Annotated in this window: 14 protein-coding genes and 1 other annotated feature; of the genes, 1 reads left to right on the top strand and 13 read right to left on the bottom strand. The window is 44.9% G+C overall.

Annotated features, from left to right (window positions below):
• Positions 1–11: 11 nt before the first annotated feature.
• The 10 genes from J7E37_RS00180 to hemA form a co-directional block, all read right to left on the bottom strand.
• The gene (locus J7E37_RS00180; RefSeq protein WP_215021730.1) at positions 12–1325 is read right to left on the bottom strand and encodes a bifunctional folylpolyglutamate synthase/dihydrofolate synthase; all 1314 of its coding nucleotides are present in this window, start codon (positions 1323–1325) and stop codon (positions 12–14) included.
• 67 nt (positions 1326–1392) lie between these two features.
• Positions 1393–4032 (bottom strand): valine--tRNA ligase, encoded by a 2640-nt coding sequence (locus tag J7E37_RS00175; RefSeq protein WP_215021728.1) that lies wholly within the window; start codon positions 4030–4032, stop codon positions 1393–1395.
• Positions 4033–4084: 52 nt separating this feature from the next.
• Positions 4085–4327 (bottom strand) — a binding site (T-box leader).
• A gap of 392 nt (positions 4328–4719) precedes the next feature.
• Positions 4720–5757 (bottom strand): spore coat protein YsxE, encoded by a 1038-nt coding sequence (gene ysxE / locus J7E37_RS00170; RefSeq protein ID WP_214777951.1) that lies wholly within the window; start codon positions 5755–5757, stop codon positions 4720–4722.
• A 572-nt stretch (positions 5758–6329) separates the two neighbouring features.
• Positions 6330–7511: a stage VI sporulation protein D gene (spoVID, locus tag J7E37_RS00165; protein WP_215021727.1), complete on the bottom strand. Its 1182-nt coding sequence runs from the start codon at positions 7509–7511 to the stop codon at positions 6330–6332.
• A 670-nt stretch (positions 7512–8181) separates the two neighbouring features.
• Positions 8182–9474, bottom strand: a complete 1293-nt coding sequence (hemL, locus tag J7E37_RS00160) for a glutamate-1-semialdehyde 2,1-aminomutase (RefSeq protein ID WP_215021725.1) — start codon at positions 9472–9474, stop codon at positions 8182–8184.
• Positions 9475–9558: 84 nt separating this feature from the next.
• Entirely contained in the window at positions 9559–10539 is a 981-nt protein-coding gene (gene hemB, locus J7E37_RS00155) for a porphobilinogen synthase (protein ID WP_214777947.1), read from the bottom strand.
• 3 nt (positions 10540–10542) lie between these two features.
• Complete coding sequence (locus J7E37_RS00150) at positions 10543–11319, bottom strand: uroporphyrinogen-III synthase (RefSeq protein ID WP_214777945.1); 777 nt, start codon at positions 11317–11319, stop codon at positions 10543–10545.
• Positions 11316–12251, bottom strand: a complete 936-nt coding sequence (gene hemC, locus J7E37_RS00145; protein ID WP_214777943.1) for a hydroxymethylbilane synthase — start codon at positions 12249–12251, stop codon at positions 11316–11318. The genes J7E37_RS00150 and hemC overlap by 4 nt, the downstream gene beginning before the upstream one ends.
• 12 nt (positions 12252–12263) lie before the next feature.
• Positions 12264–13097 (bottom strand): cytochrome C assembly family protein, encoded by an 834-nt coding sequence (locus J7E37_RS00140; RefSeq protein ID WP_214738713.1) that lies wholly within the window; start codon positions 13095–13097, stop codon positions 12264–12266.
• Between the two features lie 11 nt (positions 13098–13108).
• The gene (gene hemA / locus J7E37_RS00135) at positions 13109–14455 is read right to left on the bottom strand and encodes a glutamyl-tRNA reductase (RefSeq protein ID WP_214777941.1); all 1347 of its coding nucleotides are present in this window, start codon (positions 14453–14455) and stop codon (positions 13109–13111) included.
• Between the two features lie 257 nt (positions 14456–14712).
• Here hemA and J7E37_RS00130 point away from each other — a divergent pair, with 257 nt between their 5' ends.
• Complete coding sequence (locus tag J7E37_RS00130) at positions 14713–15198, top strand: LiaI-LiaF-like domain-containing protein (RefSeq protein ID WP_214777939.1); 486 nt, start codon at positions 14713–14715, stop codon at positions 15196–15198.
• 106 nt (positions 15199–15304) lie between these two features.
• On the opposite strand, the gene yihA is transcribed toward J7E37_RS00130, so the two are convergent.
• The 3 genes from yihA to lonB form a co-directional block, all read right to left on the bottom strand.
• Positions 15305–15889, bottom strand: coding sequence for a ribosome biogenesis GTP-binding protein YihA/YsxC (gene yihA / locus J7E37_RS00125; RefSeq protein WP_214777937.1), 585 nt, complete (start codon positions 15887–15889; stop codon positions 15305–15307).
• On the bottom strand, positions 15886–18213 hold the full coding sequence (gene lon, locus J7E37_RS00120; RefSeq protein ID WP_215021721.1) for an endopeptidase La: 2328 nt from the start codon (positions 18211–18213) through the stop codon (positions 15886–15888). Before lon ends, yihA begins: the two co-directional genes overlap by 4 nt.
• Positions 18214–18846: 633 nt before the next feature.
• Positions 18847–20514: an ATP-dependent protease LonB gene (lonB, locus tag J7E37_RS00115; RefSeq protein WP_214777933.1), complete on the bottom strand. Its 1668-nt coding sequence runs from the start codon at positions 20512–20514 to the stop codon at positions 18847–18849.
• Between the last annotated feature and the right edge of the window lie 41 nt (positions 20515–20555).

Here is a 20555-nt window from a genome sequence, read left to right as displayed (position 1 = left end):
TCATAATTTTCTTATTTATTTTTCAACACGTTCACAATAAAAGGCTTTGCTTCTGATAGAAAGTAAAGAGAGCCCGTGACAATTAGAATTTCATCTTCATTTAATTCATTTATTTTCACAGAGAGAAAGTCTTGATAATCGACTGCGAGATTGTTATTTACCTTATTGCTTCCAACTTCCATTAGTTCTTCCGCAGAAGCTGCCCTTGGAAAGTCGAATGTTGTGAAAGTCAGCTGGTCGGCAGCTTCTTCAAGAGTCGCGATCATCTTGTCTAACTTCTTATCCTTAAGTGCCGCAAAAAGAATACTAATCCTTTTATCGGCAAATCGGGAATTTATTTCACTTGCCAGCGCATTAATTCCTTCTTCATTATGAGCACCATCAATCAGGACTAAAGGAGTTTCACTGACTATCTCAAGCCGTCCAGGCCAATAGGCTTCAATCAGCCCTTCTCTGATATGCTCTTCCTCAATCATAAACGAATAGTAGTTTGCAAGGACCTGGCTGGCCATTACAGCACAGGCGGCATTGTCTACCTGATAAGAACCGATCATTGAAGTTTTCAGATTCTTGAGCTGGCCGAACATGCTGGAAAACGAAAATTTTTCTCCACGCTCCAGGGACTCTCTTGAACCAGTTGTGAATTCATCTCCAAGATGGTACATAGGGGACTTGCTTTCAAGGGCTTTTCTTCTGATTACATCCAGTGCTTCGGGCTGCTCAACTCCCGTAATGGTACTTACACCATTCTTGATGATTCCCGCTTTTTCAAAAGCTATTTGTTCATATGTATCCCCCAGGATCGCGGTGTGATCGAGACCGATACTAGTGATGATGGATAGCAGCGGGTGAATGACATTGGTCGAATCGAAGCGGCCGCCAAGCCCAACCTCATAAATGACAACGTCTACAGGTGACATCTTTGCAAAGTAATAGAGTGACATCGCAGTAATCACTTCGAATTCAGTCGGTCCGCCCAACTCCGTATGATCCAGTTCGTCAGCAAGCGGCTTGATTGCATTCGTCAGTTCAAGCAATTCTTGATCACTGATTGGCTGGCCATTGATGCTAATCCGCTCATTGAATTGTTCAAAATATGGCGAAGTAAACGTACCGACCCTGTATCCTGCTGTCTGCAGGATGGAACGCAGGAACGTGACTGTTGAACCTTTCCCGTTCGTGCCGCCGACATGGATGGTTTTGATCCTTCTTTCTGGATGGTCCATTCTTTCAAGCATCCATTCCATCCTTGAAAGTCCTGGCTTCATACCCAGCCGCAGCCTTGCATGGATCCAATCAATTGCCTGTTCATATGTATTAAACATCAAACACACCTCAATTCAAGATGAAGACGAACCAATACTGGTTCGCCTTCAAATTTTTTATCTAAAATTAGTTTCTTAATTCACTGATACGCGCTTCGACTGCTGCACGTTTTTCCAGATAGTCTTTTTCTTTTGCGCGCTCTTCTTCGATGACTTTCTCCGGAGCTTTTTTAACGAAGCCTTCGTTAGCAAGCTTCTTCTGTACACGTTCTACTTCTTTATCGAGCTTCTCTTTTTCCTTTTGAAGGCGGGCAATTTCTTCATCGATGTTGATCAGGCCTTCAAGCGGCATGATGATTTCAAGTCCAGTAGCGACAGCTGTCATCGCTTTTTCAGGAGCGTTGACTTGAAGCCCGATTTCCAGGTTCTCTGGATTACAGAAACGGACGATATAGCCGCGGTTATTCTCAAGCATGCTTAATGTCTTTTCATCCTTTGCCTTCAGGAACATATCAACCTTCTTGCTGAGCGGAGTATTTACCTCCGAGCGGATGTTCCTCACTGCGCGGATGACTTCAACCAGCAGCTTCATATCGTCTGCTGCATCTTTATCAGTCAGAGCAGGATCAACCTTCGGCCAGCTTGCAACCGTGATGGACTCCCCTTCATGCGGAAGGTTCTGCCAGATTTCTTCTGTAATGAATGGCATGAATGGGTGAAGCAGACGCATTGTGTTATCAAGAACGTATGCAAGAATCGATCTTGTCGTCTTCTTGGCTGCTTCATCTTCGCCGTAGAGCGGAAGCTTTGCCATTTCGATATACCAGTCACAGAAATCATCCCAGATGAAGTTGTATAGAGCCCTGCCGACTTCGCCGAACTCATAGCGGTCTGACAGCCTTGTCACTGTTTCAATCGTTTCATTCAGCCTAGTCAAAATCCACTTGTCGGCAACGGATTTCTCCCCGCTCAAATCGATTTCTTCATATTTCAGGCCATTCATGTTCATCAAGGCAAAACGTGATGCATTCCAAATTTTATTGGCAAAATTCCAGGTCGCTTCAACCTTTTCAGTGCTGTAGCGCAGGTCCTGGCCCGGTGAGCTTCCTGTTGTCAGGAAGTAGCGGAGTGAGTCGGCGCCGTACTCGTCGATGACATCCATCGGGTCAACACCATTTCCAAGTGACTTACTCATCTTGCGGCCATCTTCTGCACGAACGAGTCCGTGGATCAGTACATCTTTGAATGGTCTCTGTCCAGTGAACTCAAGTCCCTGGAAAATCATCCGTGATACCCAGAAGAAGATGATGTCATAACCCGTTACGAGGGCATCAGTTGGATAGTGTCGTTTATAATCCGCTGCATCTTCATCCGGCCAGCCCATTGTTGAGAACGGCCATAACGCCGAGCTGAACCAAGTGTCTAGAACATCATTGTCCTGTTCCCAGTTCTCAGGGTCTGCTGGAGGCTCATGGTCAACGTATACCTCGCCTGTTTCTTTATGGTACCAGGCAGGAATTCGGTGGCCCCACCAAAGCTGACGGGAAATACACCAGTCGCGGATGTTTTCCATCCAGCGCATATAAGTGTTTTCAAAGCGATCAGGAACGAAGTTAACCTTCTCATCTTCGCCTTGAAGTGCGATTGCTTCATCAGCAAGCGGCTGCATTTTAACGAACCATTGAGTTGAAAGATAAGGCTCTACTACTGCTCCGCTTCGCTCAGAGTGTCCTACCGAGTGCATGTGCTCTTCAATCTTGAACAGTACGCCTTCATCCTGAAGATCCTTGACGATTTGCTTGCGGCACTCGAAGCGGTCCATACCCTGATATTTGCCGGCTTTTGCGTTCATTGAGCCGTCTTCGTTCATGACTAGGACTCTTTCAAGGTTATGGCGGTTGCCAATTTCAAAGTCGTTAGGGTCATGTGCAGGAGTGATTTTAACTGCGCCTGAACCAAACTCCATATCAACATAATCGTCGCCGACAATCGGGATTTCACGGCCAACGATTGGCAGAATAACCGTTTTGCCGATTAAATGCTTGTAGCGGTCATCTTCCGGATGAACCGCAACCGCAGTATCGCCAAGCATGGTTTCCGGTCTTGTCGTCGCGATTTCGATATGGCCGCTGCCATCTGCCAGAGGATATCTCATATGGTAGAAAGCACCCTGGACATCTTTATGGATAACCTCAATGTCAGATAAAGCCGTTTTCGCTGCAGGGTCCCAGTTGATGATGTATTCGCCGCGGTAGATAAGGCCTTTGCGGTATAAAGAAACGAATACTTCTTTTACCGCCTTGGATAGACCTTCATCCAATGTGAAGCGCTCGCGGCTGTAATCCAGTCCCAGCCCAAGCTTTGACCACTGCTTCCGGATATGCTGAGCATATTCCTCTTTCCACTTCCACGATTCTTCCAAAAACTTTTCACGGCCAAGCTCGTATCGGTTGATGCCCTGGCTGCGAAGTTTCTCGTCGACCTTCGCCTGTGTCGCGATGCCTGCATGGTCCATCCCCGGGAGCCAAAGTACATCATAGCCCTGCATGCGCTTCATTCGCGTCAGGATATCCTGAAGCGCTGTATCCCATGCATGGCCAAGGTGAAGCTTTCCAGTTACGTTTGGCGGGGGGATCACGATTGTATAAGGCTTTTTCGTTTCGTCATCCTTTGCTTCGAAAAACTTACCCTTGATCCACCATTCATAACGTCCTTGCTCAATTGAAGACGGATCGTATTTAGTCGGCATAGACAAATTCTCTTCCATCAGTTTTTCCTCCATTCAAATGCATTTCAAAAATAAAAAACTCCATTCGCCATAAAAGGACGAATGGAGTTTGTTCGCGGTACCACCTTTTTTCCCAGCAACGGTAAAAACAGTTTTGTTGCTGGCTCAAATATGGATAACGGTTCTTCACCGTCGCCTGTTACTGGGAGTCATTCCGTTCCCAGGCGATGCTCAAGGGCGACCTTCCATGGTTCCGCTTAGAAGTCCTCGCAGCTAATGGACTCCCTCTCTTTAAGCTGGCTGCTCATGTACTCTTCCCTGTCAAAGCTTTGCTTTATTATGTGTTTTGTATATTAGATATACTACCCAAAAAAGTGGATTGACGTCAATCATCATTTCCTTTTTTTTATTATTTTATACTTTTTGCTCCTTGATGTGCGAACAATAAGCACTTTTTCGGCCTCTCACTCATAGAATAAAAAAAGGGATACCTGATTGTTTGGAGGGATGGCGATGAAGAGACGAAGGTATAATCCTTATACACTCCCAAAGTGGGCAAGGACGGCGCGGGCAGTATGCGCTCAGCTCATTATTCCTTTTTGCGTTTTCCAGGGAATCCGAACCCTGTTTTTTCCGACGACATTTGATGTCTTCCTGTTAACGATATTCATCCTTATTGCCCTTGCGATAAAATTCGAAATAATTTAAGGAGCCTGAGAGCATCTTTTAGCTCTGGGCTCCTTCTTGTTTTGCCTGCTCCTTTTGTTTTTCCATTTCGTCAATCTTGGTCACTACGTAACCCGTATTGCTCAAGAGCCAGTATTGTCGCTGCAGCTTTTGGACAAACTTCCTTTCATCCACTTCTGTCCTGCGCTGATGGTACATCTCCGCAACCCGGATAATGCCTGACGGAAAAGCAAGATAACTCATAAATAGCTGCATTTCGTCCTCTCGGAAAGGAAAGTATTTCAGATATACATAAATCCAGTCGATAATTTCATCTCCATACTTGGGCTGGGTTTTCAGAGACCTTGCCAGGAATGGGAGCATATCCTGGATTGGGGACCCTTGCCTCGCCTTCTCGAAATTGATGAAATACCCGTACCCTCTTTCATCAAACAGGAAGTGTTCAGGAGAGACCTTACCGTGAAGCGTGACTGTCCTCGTTTTCTTTTGCTCCTTCGTTTTTTCACTCCATGTCTCCAGCTTTTGCTTGGCGAACTGGATTGCCTGGCGAATCTGGATATAATACAGGCAGAATGTCAGTTCAAACGGGGACATATATACCCTGTTCTCACAGCTTTCAAGAAAACCATTAATGAATTCTTCTTCCTTTTCCCATTCTTTCAATGTCCTTTCATAATGCTCCTGCTTCACTTCCGCACTTATTTCAAGTTCCTTGACGGACAATGTATGCATCCTCGCCAATTCCCTGAACAGCTGTTGGTGTCTTTGAGACTGTTCCTCTCTAGTCTCATTCGGCATCCACGGCATTAAATAATACAGGGACTTATTATGCAACACTGCATATCTTCCGTCATTTGCCGGATAGACTGGGACAATCCTGTTATAGCCTTTTTGATAAAGGTGCTGGATATGTTTGATAAAATCTGTCCCCTCATACGGGTGGATTTTTTTCAAAGCGAAAGTCCCCGATTTCGTATAAACTTTTTTCACTTTGCCAAAATCCTCTGCAAAATAAGGATCGATAGGATATTGCTTTAATACTGCAGACTCTTCTTTTAAAAAATTGCGATCATCCATCGAATCTCGCCTACTTTCTGGACATATATTTAGAAAAGCCTAAGCGCCTTGGTCAGCCCCAACTAGCGCAGAAGCTGGACAATTCTCGAATTGAGCATTAGACCTATTTATTCTTGAATAAATAAATCTGGGCAGGTGTTAGACACCTGCCCATACTAAAAGCTATAGCAATCCCAGCCAGCAGCCAAGCCAGCCCTGACAACCAGCCTCCTTTTGGACAAGGCGTTGCTACAAATAAAAGCGCAAGCCCCTTGGTTAGCCCTGCCAAGCGTTGGAGGGCCTGACATTGAAGTCGTTCTTTGACTTCATTGGCAGGACCGAAACGCTCGAAGGGCTAGGCGCTGGAGCTGGACAAATAAAAGCGCAAGCCCCTTGGTTAGCCCTGCCAAGCGCTGCCCGCCTAATACGCCATATCGTGTGGCTGGCGGGTCTGCACGTCCTGTGCATAGAGGGCCGACCCCTGAAGTCGTTCTTTGACTTCATGGGACGGGCCGAAGCGACTCGAAGGGCTAGGCGCAAGAGCTGGACATTAATCGTAGTGCAAAATTTTTATACTTATAAAGTGAAAAATATTAGCTATTGTGAACGGCTACGCCCGGGACATATAGTACCTGGCCTTCATGTACCTCATGGTCGATGCTCAGATGATTCACCCGCAGAAGCTGCTGGACTGGCACATCATATCGTTCGGAAATCGATTGAAGGGAATCGCCTTGCTGGACAATGCACACTCTTATTTTTGCAACCTCAGTTCCTTCTTCCTTACGAGCTAAGAATTCAGCAATCGAAATGCCTTGTTTCATATTCGGCTTCTTCTTTTTCAATATTGGGGAGGATGAGCTTTCAGGAGACTCTTCCATTTCAGCAGGCTGATTTTCTGCTTCTGGCAGGTCCTCTGCCTCCAGTTCGACTTCCGCTTCCTCTTGCTCTATTTCGACCTCCGCAACCGGCTCCGGCTCACCTCTGAAGTCACTTAAAGCATACTCAGGAACTTGTTGTTGCTCTCTTTGCTCTTGCAATTCAGGTTCAGATGCTTCTTCTGCATCTAGCGATTTCTTTGCTTCTGCCCTGAATGGCGCATACAGTTCTTCTTCGTAGGAGTCCTGCTCTTCCTGTTCATTTAATGTTTCATTTTGCTGGACGAAGGAATAGGCAGGAGCTTCCGGGAACTCTTGTTCCTCTCTCTCTTCCTGGTTATCGGTCTCTGAATCTGCTTCAGCTTCCGCTGCAAAGTCATCCTCAACCTCTGCAGTAGCCTCCTCGTGGTAGCTGACTTCCAGTTCCTCCGCCTCTTCACGGTCAGCATCCTGATCGGCTTCATGCTGCTGTTCGCCGTACAGGCCAGTGATGGCAAGGTCAGCATTCAGCTTCAGGCGGTCTTTTTCTGGAAAAACATAATCGAAACCTTCCACCTGAATGTCAATGTCATAGATGCTTTCGATCCGGTTTTTAGGAATTGTGATATCTACCGGGAAACGATGAAGGAATTCATAGACCCCTTCTTCCCTTTCCATGACAGAATGCACGTACTTAAGAGCTGCGATTTGACTATCATCCTCTTGCTGCTGTTCATGGCATGTATATTCCCCAGTCAACTCCAGCGATCCGCGAATGGATACGTATTGTTCATTTTCCTGGATGGTTATATTCGGATCGAGTGAAATCGAGACTAGCTCCGCGACTTCCTGTCCTCTTTGAAACCACACAGACTCTTCTAATGAAAATCGCAGGCACGATTGATTCCCCTTAGACAAAGCGACTCCTCCTTTCATTCCTTAAACGTAAAATCACTATGTCATTAACACTTTATGAGTCTGTATTTACTTTTATGATAATTTAGAACATAAAAAGGAGTTGGAAAGGGATTGTTTGAAGCGGATTCCTACTTAAGGAAAATGCTTGAGCAAAATTAAAGCCAGGGAGATATTCACGTGGAAAATGACGGGGTTTTGTCCGAACCTGGAGTTACTTCAGACAAAGTTACAAGAATACGACCATCTTTTGTCCGAACCTGGGACTACTTCGGACAAAATCAAAAGAATACGACCGTGTTTTGTCCGAACATGGGGCTACTTCGGACAAAGTTACAAGATACGACCATCTTTTGTCCGAACCTGGAGCTACTTCGGACAAAGTTACAAGAATACGACCATCTTTTGTCCGAACCTGGGACTACTTCGGACAAAATCAAAAGAATACGACCGTGTTTTGTCCGAACATGGAGCTACTTCGGACAAAGCTTAGTGAAACCAACCGCCTTTTGTCCGAACCTGGGGCTACTTCAGACAAAGTTACAAGAATACGACCATCTTTTGTCCGAACCTGGACTACTAAAACCCAGTTGAGATCTCTCAATTTTGTCTGATCAAAATACAGCATAGACCAATAAAAAACACTCCCCAAAAATGGAGAGTGTCATCCTAATTATTTTTCCTGAAGCTTCGCAAATGCCTTCTCAGCTGCTTCGATTGTTTTCTGCAGGTCTTCGTCTGTGTGTGCTGTTGAAAGGAATAATCCTTCGAACTGTGATGGCGGCAGGAAGACTCCTTCATTCGCCATTTCACGATAGTATGCTGCAAAGAATTCCAGATTCGATTGTCTGGCCAATTCATAGTTGATGACATTTTCATTTGTGAAGAAGATGCCGATCATTGATCCTGCACGGTTGATTGTGTGCGGGATCCCGTATTTCTCAGCCGAAGCTTTCAAACCGTTTTCAAGAATAACGGCTTTGCGTTCAAATTCTTTGTACGATTCCGGTGTCAGCTGCTTCAATGTCTCGAGGCCAGCTGTCATCGCCAGCGGGTTGCCTGATAGCGTTCCCGCCTGGTAAATAGGACCGCTTGGAGCGATTTGCTCCATGATCTCCCTCTTACCGCCGTATGCGCCTACCGGAAGTCCGCCGCCGATTACTTTTCCGAGGCATGTCAGGTCTGGCGTTACATTGTAAAAGCCCTGCGCACAGTTATAGCCTACACGGAAGCCTGTCATGACCTCATCAAAAATCAATACCGTGCCATGCTGGGTCGTGATTTCGCGCAAACCTTCCAGGAAGCCTTCAACTGGAGGAACAACACCCATGTTCCCGGCCACTGGTTCAACGATTACACCAGCAATATCATCACCAAACTGCTCGAATGCGTAACGGACGCTTTCAAGGTCATTGTAAGGTACTGTAATCGTGTTTTTGGCAACTCCCTCTGGAACACCCGGGCTGTCTGGCAAGCCTAGTGTAGCGACGCCTGAGCCTGCTTTAATCAGCAATGAGTCGCCATGTCCATGGTAGCAGCCTTCAAACTTCAGGATTTTATTCCGGCCTGTATACCCACGCGCCAGGCGCAATGCACTCATCGTTGCCTCAGTTCCCGAAGATACCATCCTCACCATTTCGATTGATGGCACACGGTCAATGACTAATTGTGCAAGCTCATTCTCGACAACTGTCGGTGCGCCGAAGCTTGTCCCAAGCTCCGCCACTTTCTTGATTCCCTCTACGACCTTCTCGTTCGTGTGTCCAAGGATCAGTGGTCCCCATGACAATACATAGTCTATATACTCGTTGCCATCGATGTCATAGATTTTAGAACCTTTTCCTTTTTCCATGAAGATAGGATCCATATCGACAGACTTGAATGCGCGGACGGGACTGTTAACTCCTCCCGGCAAAAGTTCTGTCGCTTCCTTGAAAGCTTCTATCGATTTATCATATGAGCGCATATTATCCCTCATTTCTATTAATTGACTCCAGAGATTCAGTTCCAGCCATTATGACTGCCAGAGACATCGTCAAAGCATTTATCTTTATTGTTCCTTCAGCCAGCGTGCTGCATCCTTCGCGTGATAGGTGATGATCAGGTCTGACCCTGCGCGTTTCATACCTGTCAGCATTTCCATGACGATGCTCTTTTCGTCGACCCAGCCGTTCTGAGCTGCTGCTTTGACCATTGAATATTCACCGCTGACATTATAAATGACAACTGGCAGGTTGAAGTTGTTTTTCACGTCACGGACGATATCAAGGTAAGGCATGCCTGGCTTGACGATCAGGAAGTCAGCTCCTTCCATGACATCTGATTCAGCTTCACGCATCGCTTCGATCCGGTTTGCCGGATCCATCTGGTAGGATTTACGGTCACCGAACTGTGGCGTGCTTTCTGCCGCTTCACGGAATGGACCGTAAAATGCAGAAGAATATTTAACAGCGTAAGACATGATCGGCACATCCTGGAATCCTGCTTCATCCAAAGCAAAACGAATCGCTGTAACAAAACCGTCCATCATATTCGATGGTGCGATGATGTCCGCTCCAGCTTTAGCCTGACTGACAGCTGTCTTTCCGAGCAGTTCAAGGGATGGATCATTGAGAACCTTGCCATCCTCGATGACGCCGCAATGGCCATGGCTAGTGTATTCACACAGACATGTATCGGCGATGACAACCATATCAGGAAAATCCTTTTTAATGACTCGAATCGCTTCCTGCAAAATTCCGTGATCATGATACGCCTGACAGCCTACTTCATCTTTTTCATTCGGAACACCGAAAAGCAGCACGGATTTAATGCCCAAAGAATCCACTTCATTGATTTCTTCTTTTAGGTTATCAAGGGATAGTTGATAGACTCCGGGCATTGAAGAAACTTCTTTTTTCACATTTTCTCCTTCAACGACAAAAAGCGGGTAGATCAGGTCTTCAGTGCGAAGATAGTTTTCACGTACTAGAGCGCGCATATTCGCTGATTGGCGAAGACGGCGGTGTCGGCTGAATTCAAGGTGTTTCATGGATTACCCTCCAATATTTATAAACTTGGCAACGCTTTTCAGCATCTCTTCAACGGTGTATTTTTCCGGCATGGCATGCACTTTCAATCCCCGCTGCTCTGCCTTCCTTTTGGATACAGGGCCGATGCAGGCAACGATGCGGTGCTCCAGCTTGTCTCTTAATTGATTTTCCTCAACGATTTTCATAAAGTGGTCAATCGTAGAAGGGCTTGTAAATGTAAGTATATCAAGACTTTCTTCAGATAGCATCTTAACGAGCTTGCTTCTGCTTTCATCAGGCATGAATGTTTCATAGATGATGATTTCATCAACAATTGCGCCCTTTTCTTTCAATGCAGCAGAGATATAATCCCTGGCCAGGTTCCCTTTTGGAATCAGGACTCTCTCACCCTGATTGACATGTGGTAAAAACTCATCGATAAATCCTTCGGCAACATATTCTTCTGGAACAAAGTCGACCGTTTCACCCATGTCCAAGAGGACTTTTTTCGTTTTTTCGCCGATCACGGCTATTTTTGGCGGAAGAGCCTGTCCCTTTTTCAAAAAGGTATAAAAGGTTTCCACCGTAACATTACTCGTAAAAATAATCCAATCGTAGGTATGTAAATTAGCAAGTGTTTTAAGTAGTTTTTCAGATGCTGCAACCGGCTGAAAGGCAATAAGAGGGATCTCCACCGGAATCCCTCCATTTCTAGCAACCAATTCGGAGAAAGACTTCGCGTGAGCCTTTCCCCTTGGAATCATGACCGTTTTATTTTGCAGCGAATGCGCTGGAATCATTCACTATCAAGCTCCTGTTTTACCTGGTCGATCAGGTCTTTCGCTCCCTGGCTGATCAGCTTGTCAGCTGCAAGCTCGCCTAGCTCCTCAGGGTTTGTTCCTGTTACCTGTTCCTTGAAAATGGTCTTTCCATCTGGAGAACCAACAAGTGCTGTCAGGACGATTTCTTCCTTGTCATTAAGATATGCATATCCTGCAATCGGTACCTGGCATCCGCCCTCCATCTTGTGAAGGAATGCTCTTTCGGCCCTGACAGTCGCACTTGTTTCAGCAGAAGTGAATTTTTGGAGCAATTGAAGAAGCTCTTCATCATCGCCGCGGCACTCGATTGAAAGCGCGCCCTGGCCGACAGCTGGTACACAAATATCCTCATTGATGAACTCAGTTACTGTATCACTGGCCCATCCCATGCGCTTCAAACCGGCAGCAGCAAGGATAATGCCATCATAGTCTTCTGTTTCAAGCTTAGCGATCCTTGTATCGATATTTCCGCGAATCCACTTCATTTCAAGATCAGGCCGCTGAGCCAGCAGCTGGGCACTCCTGCGCAGGCTGCTTGTTCCGATGACAGAACCTGGTTTCAGATCGTTAAAAGCAACATGGCCGTTTGAAATCAGGACATCACGGTGGTCTTCCCTCTCTGGAATTGATCCGATGACAAGTCCATCAGGAAGTACGGCAGGCATATCCTTCATGCTGTGGACAGCCATATCTATTTCTTTATCAAGCATAGCCTGTTCGATTTCTTTTACGAAAAGGCCTTTTCCGCCAACCTTTGATAAAGTTACATCAAGAATTTTGTCTCCTTTTGTGACAATTTCTTTCACTTCGAACTCAAAAGGCGCACCTAGTTTTTTCAGCTGCTCTATTACCCAGTTTGTTTGTGTCAATGCTAGCTTACTCCGTCTGGAGCCAACGATAATTTTTCTCATGACAGCCTCCTATTATTGGTACCAAAAATGGAAAGATGATAATTTTCCGAAAAGGAAAAAGTTGATTAATACAATCAGGAACGATGCGACATTCCAAAGGGCAAGCGATTTCCCATACATTTCTTTGCCAACCCTTAAATACAGGTAGATGCTATAGACAGCGAGTACGATGAACGAGCCTATCAGCTTGGCATCATACCAGGCAAGGTCAGGTACCTTGATCCATGCCCATTGGAGCCCGAGAATCAGGCTCAGGATCAGCATCGGCACTCCGATGACATTCAATATGTATGACCAATAATCCAATTTCGTTAAATCTGTTATCCTCCATAACAGCTTCCCCCACTTTTTTCGCTTTAAAAGGTCATATTGAATGAGATATAGCAGCGAAAAGACCACTGAGATCGAAAATGCCCCATATGACAAGATCGCCATCGTGATATGGATGAGCAAAAGTTCCGATACAAGCTGTTCGGACATAACATTTGAATCATATTGGACTGGTGCGAATGTATGGATCGCCATGATGATGAATCCAAGGATATTTGTAAAAAAGACAATAAAATCTACTTTTAAAAGCTTATTGATTGCCAGCGACAGCGTGACCAGCACCCATGCATAAAAGTAAAGCCCCTCAAAAAGGGTCAGAACTGGGAACCGGCCTTGGTCAATCATGTAATACAACAAGAAAATCGTCTGGAAACCCCAAACAAATGCAAGTAACCAGAAGGCAATTTGGTTTGCCCTCCGGTTACTGTTAAGAAAATCGATAAAGTATAAGAGCACGCTGGCCGCATAAATCACAATGGTTATTTCATGGAGACGTGTAATATAAAGATCACCCATGGGCACCACCTCTACGGCTGAAAAGAAGCCTGAGGCGAAGGAACTTTTACCTGCTTGGTTTCAGCTGTTTTCATTCCTTCTTGTTCAGCGACGAGCTGTTCAATATTGAAAATCTTCACGAATAAATCGAGTGCTTCCTCAGCAGCCGGACCAGCCGCAAGCTCTTTCGCCTGCAGGATTGGGTCCTTAAGGAGCTGATTAATGATGCTTTTTGTATGCTTGTTAAGGACTTTAATATCACGATCAGATAGATGAGGCAGTTTGCGTTCGATGCTGTCCATTGTTTCTTGCTGGATTGAAAGGGCTTTGACCCTCAACGCAGAAATGACCGGCACGACACCAAGTGTATTGAGCCACTGTTTGAATTGGACGATCTCACTTTCAATCATGATCAGAATTTTCTCTGCTGCCTTCTGACGTTCCTGCAGATTCGCTTCCACGATGCCCTCTAGATCATCGATATCATAAAGGAAGACATTTTCAAGCGTCGCGATTTCCGGATCAAGATCACGCGGCACCGCAATATCCACCATGAATAATGGTTTTCCTTTTCGCTTTTGCTCGACCTTTGCCATCATATCCTTCGTGACAACAAAGTTCTTCGCACCTGTTGAACTGATCAGGATATCCGCATCCACAAGCGCAGTTTGAAGTTCATCCAGTGTTTTCGCCTTGCCTGAGAAACGGTTCGCCAAATCCTCAGCTTTCTGGTAAGTACGGTTGATGACTGTCACCTTCTTGGCACCATTTGCATGAAGGTTCTGGATCGCAAGCTCACCCATTTTCCCAGCACCAAGAATCAGGACATGCTTCTGGTCAAGAGTGCCGAAAATCTTCTTGGCAAGCTCAACAGCCGCGTAGCTTACAGAAACAGCATTCGCACCGATATCTGTTTCAGAATGGCCGCGCTTGGCAATAGTGACTGCCTGTTTGAACAGCTGGTTGAAGACTGTTCCAGTCGTGTTCCTTTCAAGTCCTAGCATGAAACTTGAACGCACCTGCCCAAGGATCTGGGTTTCACCCAGTACCATGGAATTCAAACCGCATGAAACCTTGAATAAATGCTCAATAGCCCCGTCTTGTTCATAGATGAACAGGAAGGGCGTAAATTCTGTCTGAGGAATCCCGAACCATTCAGATAAAAACTCCTTGATATAATATCTGCCTGTATGAAGCTGATCCACGACAGCATATATTTCTGTACGGTTGCAAGTTGATACGATGACATTTTCCAGGATGCTCTTCTTTTCCTGAAGTGCACCCATTGCTTCACCAAGGTTTGCTTCGTTGAATGTCAATCTTTCACGGATTTCGACAGGGGCAGTTTTATAGTTAAGACCGACAACGATAATATGCATTATGAATTGACACCCCCACATAGAAATTGCATAATTGGCTAAGGCAATTATACATGACGTTTTTTCCCTTTTAACGTTGTAAATGTGAACAACTATTGAAAAAATATATATAATAGCTTTAAATTAAATTGAACGATCTCTTCAGTCTGTTTGTTATACTTTTATACTATATCAAAAGCAAATAAACATACTCCCTAATGTACCTTATCAAAGTTTGTCCTTTAATTCAAGTGAGCCTTTCTGGAAGTGGTGAAAGAATGAAAAATCAGAGAATTATACCAGGAATGATATTAATCGGTTTTGGAATCTATTTTTATCTTCAGCAGGAAAATGTTTCATTGTTCAATGAATTTTATACTTGGCCGACACTTTTGATCATCGTCGGAGCCGCCTTTTTAGTTCAGGGTTATTGGGGCAGGGATTTTGAAGCGATCTTTCCGGGCGTGATACTCGTTGGCTTCGGTGTTCACTTTCATGTGGTCAACCAATTCACACTCTGGCCAGATCACCTTGGAGCTTTCATTTTAATTATCGCCCTTGGCTTTTTGCTGCGATATCAGAAAACAGGCAACGGCTTGTTCCACGGTGTCCTCTTTCTCATTCTAGCAGGACTGCTGCTGTTTTATGACAGAGTCAGCGGATGGCTTGGTTTATTGGAAAATGGCGTTTCGACAGCATGGAGATTTTGGCCGGCAGCTTTGGTACTCATTGGTGTTTACCTGTTGTTTATTAAAAGGAAGTAAGAAAAGCACCGAAGCTAGACCTAATCTAGTTAAAAGATTATTTTCAATATGATAAAAAGACCCGCACCGTGATCGATCTCGGTGCGGGTTTCTTATTGGTCGTGGACTATTTCATGAAACTCCCTAATACTGACCAGGCTTTGTCTTTCCCTTCCCCTGTTTCTGAAGAGAAAAGAATGATTGTATCATCCGGGTCTAAATCAAGAGTTTCTTTTGTAATCTTCAAGTGCTTTTGCCACTTTGATTTTGGGATTTTATCGGCTTTTGTCGCGATGATAATGACTGGGATATCATAGTGCTTGAGGAAATCATACATCATCACGTCATCCTTTGAAGGCGGATGCCTAAGGTCCACGATCAGCAGCATTGCTCTTAACTGTTCTCGGGAAGTAATGTATGTCTCAATCATTTTTCCCCATGCTTCACGTTCGGACTTGGATACTTTAGCGTACCCGTATCCTGGTACATCAACAAAATGAATCATTTCATTGATTAAATAAAAATTCAGCGTTTGAGTTTTCCCTGGCTTTGACGAAGTCCTCGCCAGCGCTTTTCTATTAAGCATTTTATTGATAAAAGAAGACTTGCCAACATTTGACCGGCCTGCAAGGGCGAACTCCGGAAGATTTCCTTCCGGATATTGATTCGGCCTTACAGCACTGATCACGATTTCTGCACTATTTACTTTCATTGAGAATCACCGCTGGCAAGAGCGTGCTTCAATACTTCATCTACATGGGAAACTAACACAAATTCAAGCTCCTTACGTACACTTTCAGGAATATCGTCAATATCTTTTTCATTATCTTTTGGACAAATAACCTTGGTAAGGCCTGCCCTGTGGGCACTCAACGACTTTTCCTTGAGCCCGCCAATTGGCAATACACGACCTCTGAGCGTTATTTCTCCAGTCATTCCTACTTCCCTGCGAATCGGCTTTCCTGATAAAGCTGAAACGAGAGCAGTAGCAATCGTAATCCCGGCTGAAGGTCCATCTTTCGGGACAGCGCCTTCTGGAACGTGGATGTGAATATCATTTTTTTCATGGAAATCCGGATCAATGTCCAGATCCTTCGCTTTAGAACGCACATAGCTGAATGCAGCCTGCGCAGATTCCTTCATGACATCCCCGAGCTTACCAGTGAGGACTAGTTTGCCTTTTCCTGGTGACAGGGAGACTTCAATCTGAAGTGTGTCGCCGCCGACTGTTGTATATGCAAGGCCCGTGGCTACTCCCACCTGGTCTTCGAGCTCTGCCTGCCCATACCTGAACTTGGTCTTGCCAAGGAATTCTTCAACATTTTTCGCATTTACGATTACGCGCTTTTTGTCACCTGAAACAACGATTTTCGCTGTTTTCCTGCACACTGCTGCAAGCTGTCTTTCAAGTGAACGGACACCAGATTCGCGTGTGTAATATCGAATTACCTTCGTCAATGCTTCATCCTTCATTTGAAGCTGGGACTTGGATAAACCATGGTCCTTGATTTGTCTAGGGAGAAGATGGTCTTTGGCGATATGAAGTTTTTCCTGCTCTGTGTAACCTGCGATATTGATAATCTCCATCCTGTCCAGCAATGGTCCGGGGACAGTAGAAAGATTATTGGCAGTAGCGATGAACATTACTTTTGAAAGGTCATATGCCTCTTCAATGTAATGATCGCTGAAATTATGGTTTTGTTCCGGATCCAGTACCTCGAGCATTGCAGAAGAAGGATCACCACGGAAATCATTGGACATTTTATCGATTTCATCAAGAAGGAACACAGGATTAATCGTTCCTGCCTTTTTCATTCCCTGAATGACTCGTCCTGGCATAGCGCCGACATAAGTCCTTCTGTGGCCGCGAATTTCTGACTCATCCCGGACACCGCCTAAAGACACCCTTACAAAGTTGCGGTTCAGGGATTTAGCGATCGACCTGGCCAAGCTCGTTTTACCGACTCCCGGAGGTCCAGCCAAACAAAGAATTGGTCCTTTTAATGAGTTTGTAAGCTTCTGGACAGCTAGATACTCAAGTACCCTTTCCTTTACCTTTTCCAGTCCGTAATGGTCCTTATCAAGGATTTTTTCTGCCTTGCTTATATCCAGGTCATCCTCTGTCGACTTTGACCACGGCAAAGCAACAAGCCATTCAATATAATTCCGGATTACTGCGCTTTCAGCAGAAGTCGTCGGGACTTTCTCGTAACGGTCGAGTTCCTTCAAAGCAGTTTCCTTCACATTTTCAGGCATCCCGGCAAGCTCGATTTTTTCGGTAAGCTCAGCAATTTCACCTGTCTTTCCTTCCTTTTCACCAAGTTCCTTCTGGATGGCCTTCATCTGCTCACGCAAATAATATTCCTTTTGGGTACGTTCCATCGAACGCTTTACACGCTGACCAATCTTTTTCTCGAGACCCAGCACTTCTTTTTCATTATGGATGATTTCGATGACACGATTCATCCGTTCCTTGATGTCAATCGTCTCGAGGATTTCCTGCTTCTCTTTGAGCTTAAGAGGCAGATGGGAGGCAATGATGTCCGCCATCCTTCCAGGCTCCTCAATATCAGAAACAGATGCATACGTTTCCGCAGAAATCTTCTTGGACATCTTTATGTATTGTTCGAAATACTCAAGCATTGTCCTCATCAATGCTTCATCTTCGACATCTTTTGATTCATCATCCTCGAAGGTTCTTACTTTGCAGGAAAAATGGTCATTCTCATCAAAAAGTTCAGTGATTTCAGCTCTGGACAACCCTTCAACCAACACGCGGATCGTTCCGTTCGGGAGCTTCAGCATTTGTTTCACTCGAGTCAATGTACCCATTTGGTACAAATCCTCCTCGCCTGGTTCATCTATGGATATATCCTTTTGGGTTGTAAGATAGATTAAATGGTCATCCACCATTGCCTTTTCCAATGCCTGTACCGATTTTTCTCGTCCTACGTCCAAATGCAGAACCATCGTCGGGTACACAAGCAAACCGCGCAGCGGCAGGAGTGGGACAGTGTGCTCATTCTTATTCGCCATGACATTGCACCTCCAACATGCATTGTATCAAACCATAAGTATAATAATACTTTGTTGTTCAATTCTATCGTATTTATTTTCAAGTGTCTAATAACAAGAGCATTTAGCATCGTTTTGACTCTTTGATTAGTATCCTGATATTTATGCGAAAATATGTCCACATCTGAAGTTACTTTCAAAAGAAAACGGCATCTTATTTTTTGCAAGTTCCAACTTCAATATGGCAACCTCTATTACACCCTCTTTCCTTTTTCAGGGAAAAATAAACCCGCTTTTCTTCGTAAGTTGCTATGTGATTTATTGTTGGAAGTTATTTGAGTTTTTTTGCCTAAATGATTGATAGCTTCCAGAGCAATCCACGAAGGCTCATTGAGGCAGGTAAACACTGCTTCGTAAAAAGGCCTAAAAAAAGAACGCCTGCAAGCGTTCTTTTTAACGATAGGCTCTTTTCTCATACTTTGTTGCTATTGACTCAAAATAGGATTCAATGACCTCTGTTTCTTCACAAAAATTAAGGCTTATTATGAGAAAAGAGCTTGCACTCTAAATACCGAACTACAAAATGGCTTTTTATCACGTTAAAATCGGCTTTAGGATTTTAACAAAAATCTTTACAAAAACAGCCTAACGATGTTAGCTCGTCTCTTTTTGAGTCAATTCATCGGCTGCCTTGATAATCTGCTCTCTCGGATGATCTTTCACAAGAGCAATTTCAAAAACTTCATCCAGGTGGGTAACTGGAATGATTTCGATTCCTGTGATTTCATTCAGGATGGTCTGCACATTTTCCTTTGGAATGATGACCGTCTTGGCACCTGCTTTTTTCGCTGCTTTCACTTTTGGATAAACACCGCCAATCGGCTTCACATTACCGTGAATGCTGATTTCTCCTGTCATCGCGACAGTATTGTCCATCGGGATTTTATAGATGGCTGAATAAATTCCCGTCGCCATCGCAATCCCGGCAGATGGGCCGTCGATTGGTGTACCGCCAGGGAAGTTGACATGGATGTCGAATTCATCAGCTGGAACACCCATCGACCGGAGAACTGTGATGACATTTTCAATTGACCCCCGCGCCATACTCTTTCTGCGTATAGATTTCCCCTGTCCGCCGATGCTCTCTTCATCGACGATGCCCGTGATATTGATTGAGCCTTTTTCCTTTGCTTTAATGACCGTCACTTCGATTTCAAGAAGCGCGCCTGTATTTGGGCCATACACAGCCAGCCCATTGACAAGACCGACTGCCGACTTTTCATTAATCCTTCTTTCCATCCTTGGTGTCAGCTGACTTGAATGCACCACCCATTCGATTTCCTCTTCTTTAATGTAGGTACGTTCATCTGTTATGGCCAATCCTGCGGCAATCTGTACCATATTAACGGCTTCGCGCCCATTTCGTGCATAGTTTGACAGGATTTCAATCGCTTTATCACTCATAGTCAGTTGTACTTTTTCAGCAGCATTCCTGGCTACTTCAGAAATTTCCTCTTGGGTTAACTCACGGAAAAATACTTCCATGCATCTCGACCTGATTGCCGGAGGGATTTCGCTTGGAGTTCTTGTCGTCGCTCCTACAAGGCGGAAGTCTGCCGGGAGCCCATTTTTGAAGATGTCGTGGATATGGCTCGGGATTTGCGTGTTTTCTTCATTATAATACGCACTCTCTAAGAACACTTTCCTGTCTTCCAGTACTTTCAACAGCTTGTTCATTTGGATCGAATGCAACTCTCCAATTTCATCAATGAATAATACTCCGCCGTGAGCATTGGTAACAGCCCCCTGTTTCGGCTGAGGAATTCCTGCCTGTCCCATCGCTCCGGCCCCTTGATAAATCGGATCATGAACAGAACCAATCAGTGGGTCAGCGATTCCTCTCTCATCAAACCTGGCTGTCGTAGCATCCAGCTCAACGAATACTGATGATTTTTTGAAGGGGGATTTTTGGTTTTGCTTTGCTTCCTCCAACACGAGCCTGGCCGCAGCGGTTTTCCCGACTCCCGGCGGACCATAGATGATGACATGCTGCGGATTAGGTCCACATAAGGCAGCTTTTAGTGCCTTGATTCCATCTTCCTGTCCGACAATGTCCTTGAAGCTTGATGGTCTGACTTTTTCAGCTAGCGGTTCACTCAGGGAGACCGATCTCATCTTCCTTAACTGTTCCATTTCCTTTCGGGATTCCCTATCAATTGACACTTTTTGAGTCCGCTGATTCTTAAGTAAATTCCAGAAATACAGCCCGATGATGATTCCGAAAAACAGCTGTATGAACAAGGCGATTCCGGTCCAACTCAATTATATTCCCTCCCGTAAAGTTGATACTATTGGCTTTAACA

It is taken from the genome of Bacillus sp. ISL-39, from assembly GCF_018613295.1.
GTDB lineage: Bacteria > Bacillota > Bacilli > Bacillales > Cytobacillaceae > Mesobacillus.
Note: the sequence above shows the minus strand (reverse complement) of the source record. Positions and strands in the feature narration are given on the sequence as shown.

Coding starts and splice junctions, on each gene's coding strand:
- hemB (WP_214777947.1), bottom strand. CDS start 10,539: ATGAAACACCTTGAATTCAGCCGACACCGCCGTCTTCGCCAATCAGCG.
- hemC (WP_214777943.1), bottom strand. CDS start 12,251: ATGAGAAAAATTATCGTTGGCTCCAGACGGAGTAAGCTAGCATTGACA.
- J7E37_RS00175 (WP_215021728.1), bottom strand. CDS start 4,032: ATGGAAGAGAATTTGTCTATGCCGACTAAATACGATCCGTCTTCAATT.
- J7E37_RS00150 (WP_214777945.1), bottom strand. CDS start 11,319: ATGATTCCAGCGCATTCGCTGCAAAATAAAACGGTCATGATTCCAAGG.
- yihA (WP_214777937.1), bottom strand. CDS start 15,889: ATGAAAGTAAATAGTGCAGAAATCGTGATCAGTGCTGTAAGGCCGAAT.
- ysxE (WP_214777951.1), bottom strand. CDS start 5,757: ATGGATGATCGCAATTTTTTAAAAGAAGAGTCTGCAGTATTAAAGCAA.
- J7E37_RS00140 (WP_214738713.1), bottom strand. CDS start 13,097: ATGGGTGATCTTTATATTACACGTCTCCATGAAATAACCATTGTGATT.
- hemL (WP_215021725.1), bottom strand. CDS start 9,474: ATGCGCTCATATGATAAATCGATAGAAGCTTTCAAGGAAGCGACAGAA.
- J7E37_RS00180 (WP_215021730.1), bottom strand. CDS start 1,325: ATGTTTAATACATATGAACAGGCAATTGATTGGATCCATGCAAGGCTG.
- lon (WP_215021721.1), bottom strand. CDS start 18,213: ATGGCGAATAAGAATGAGCACACTGTCCCACTCCTGCCGCTGCGCGGT.
- hemA (WP_214777941.1), bottom strand. CDS start 14,455: ATGCATATTATCGTTGTCGGTCTTAACTATAAAACTGCCCCTGTCGAA.
- J7E37_RS00130 (WP_214777939.1), top strand. CDS start 14,713: ATGAAAAATCAGAGAATTATACCAGGAATGATATTAATCGGTTTTGGA.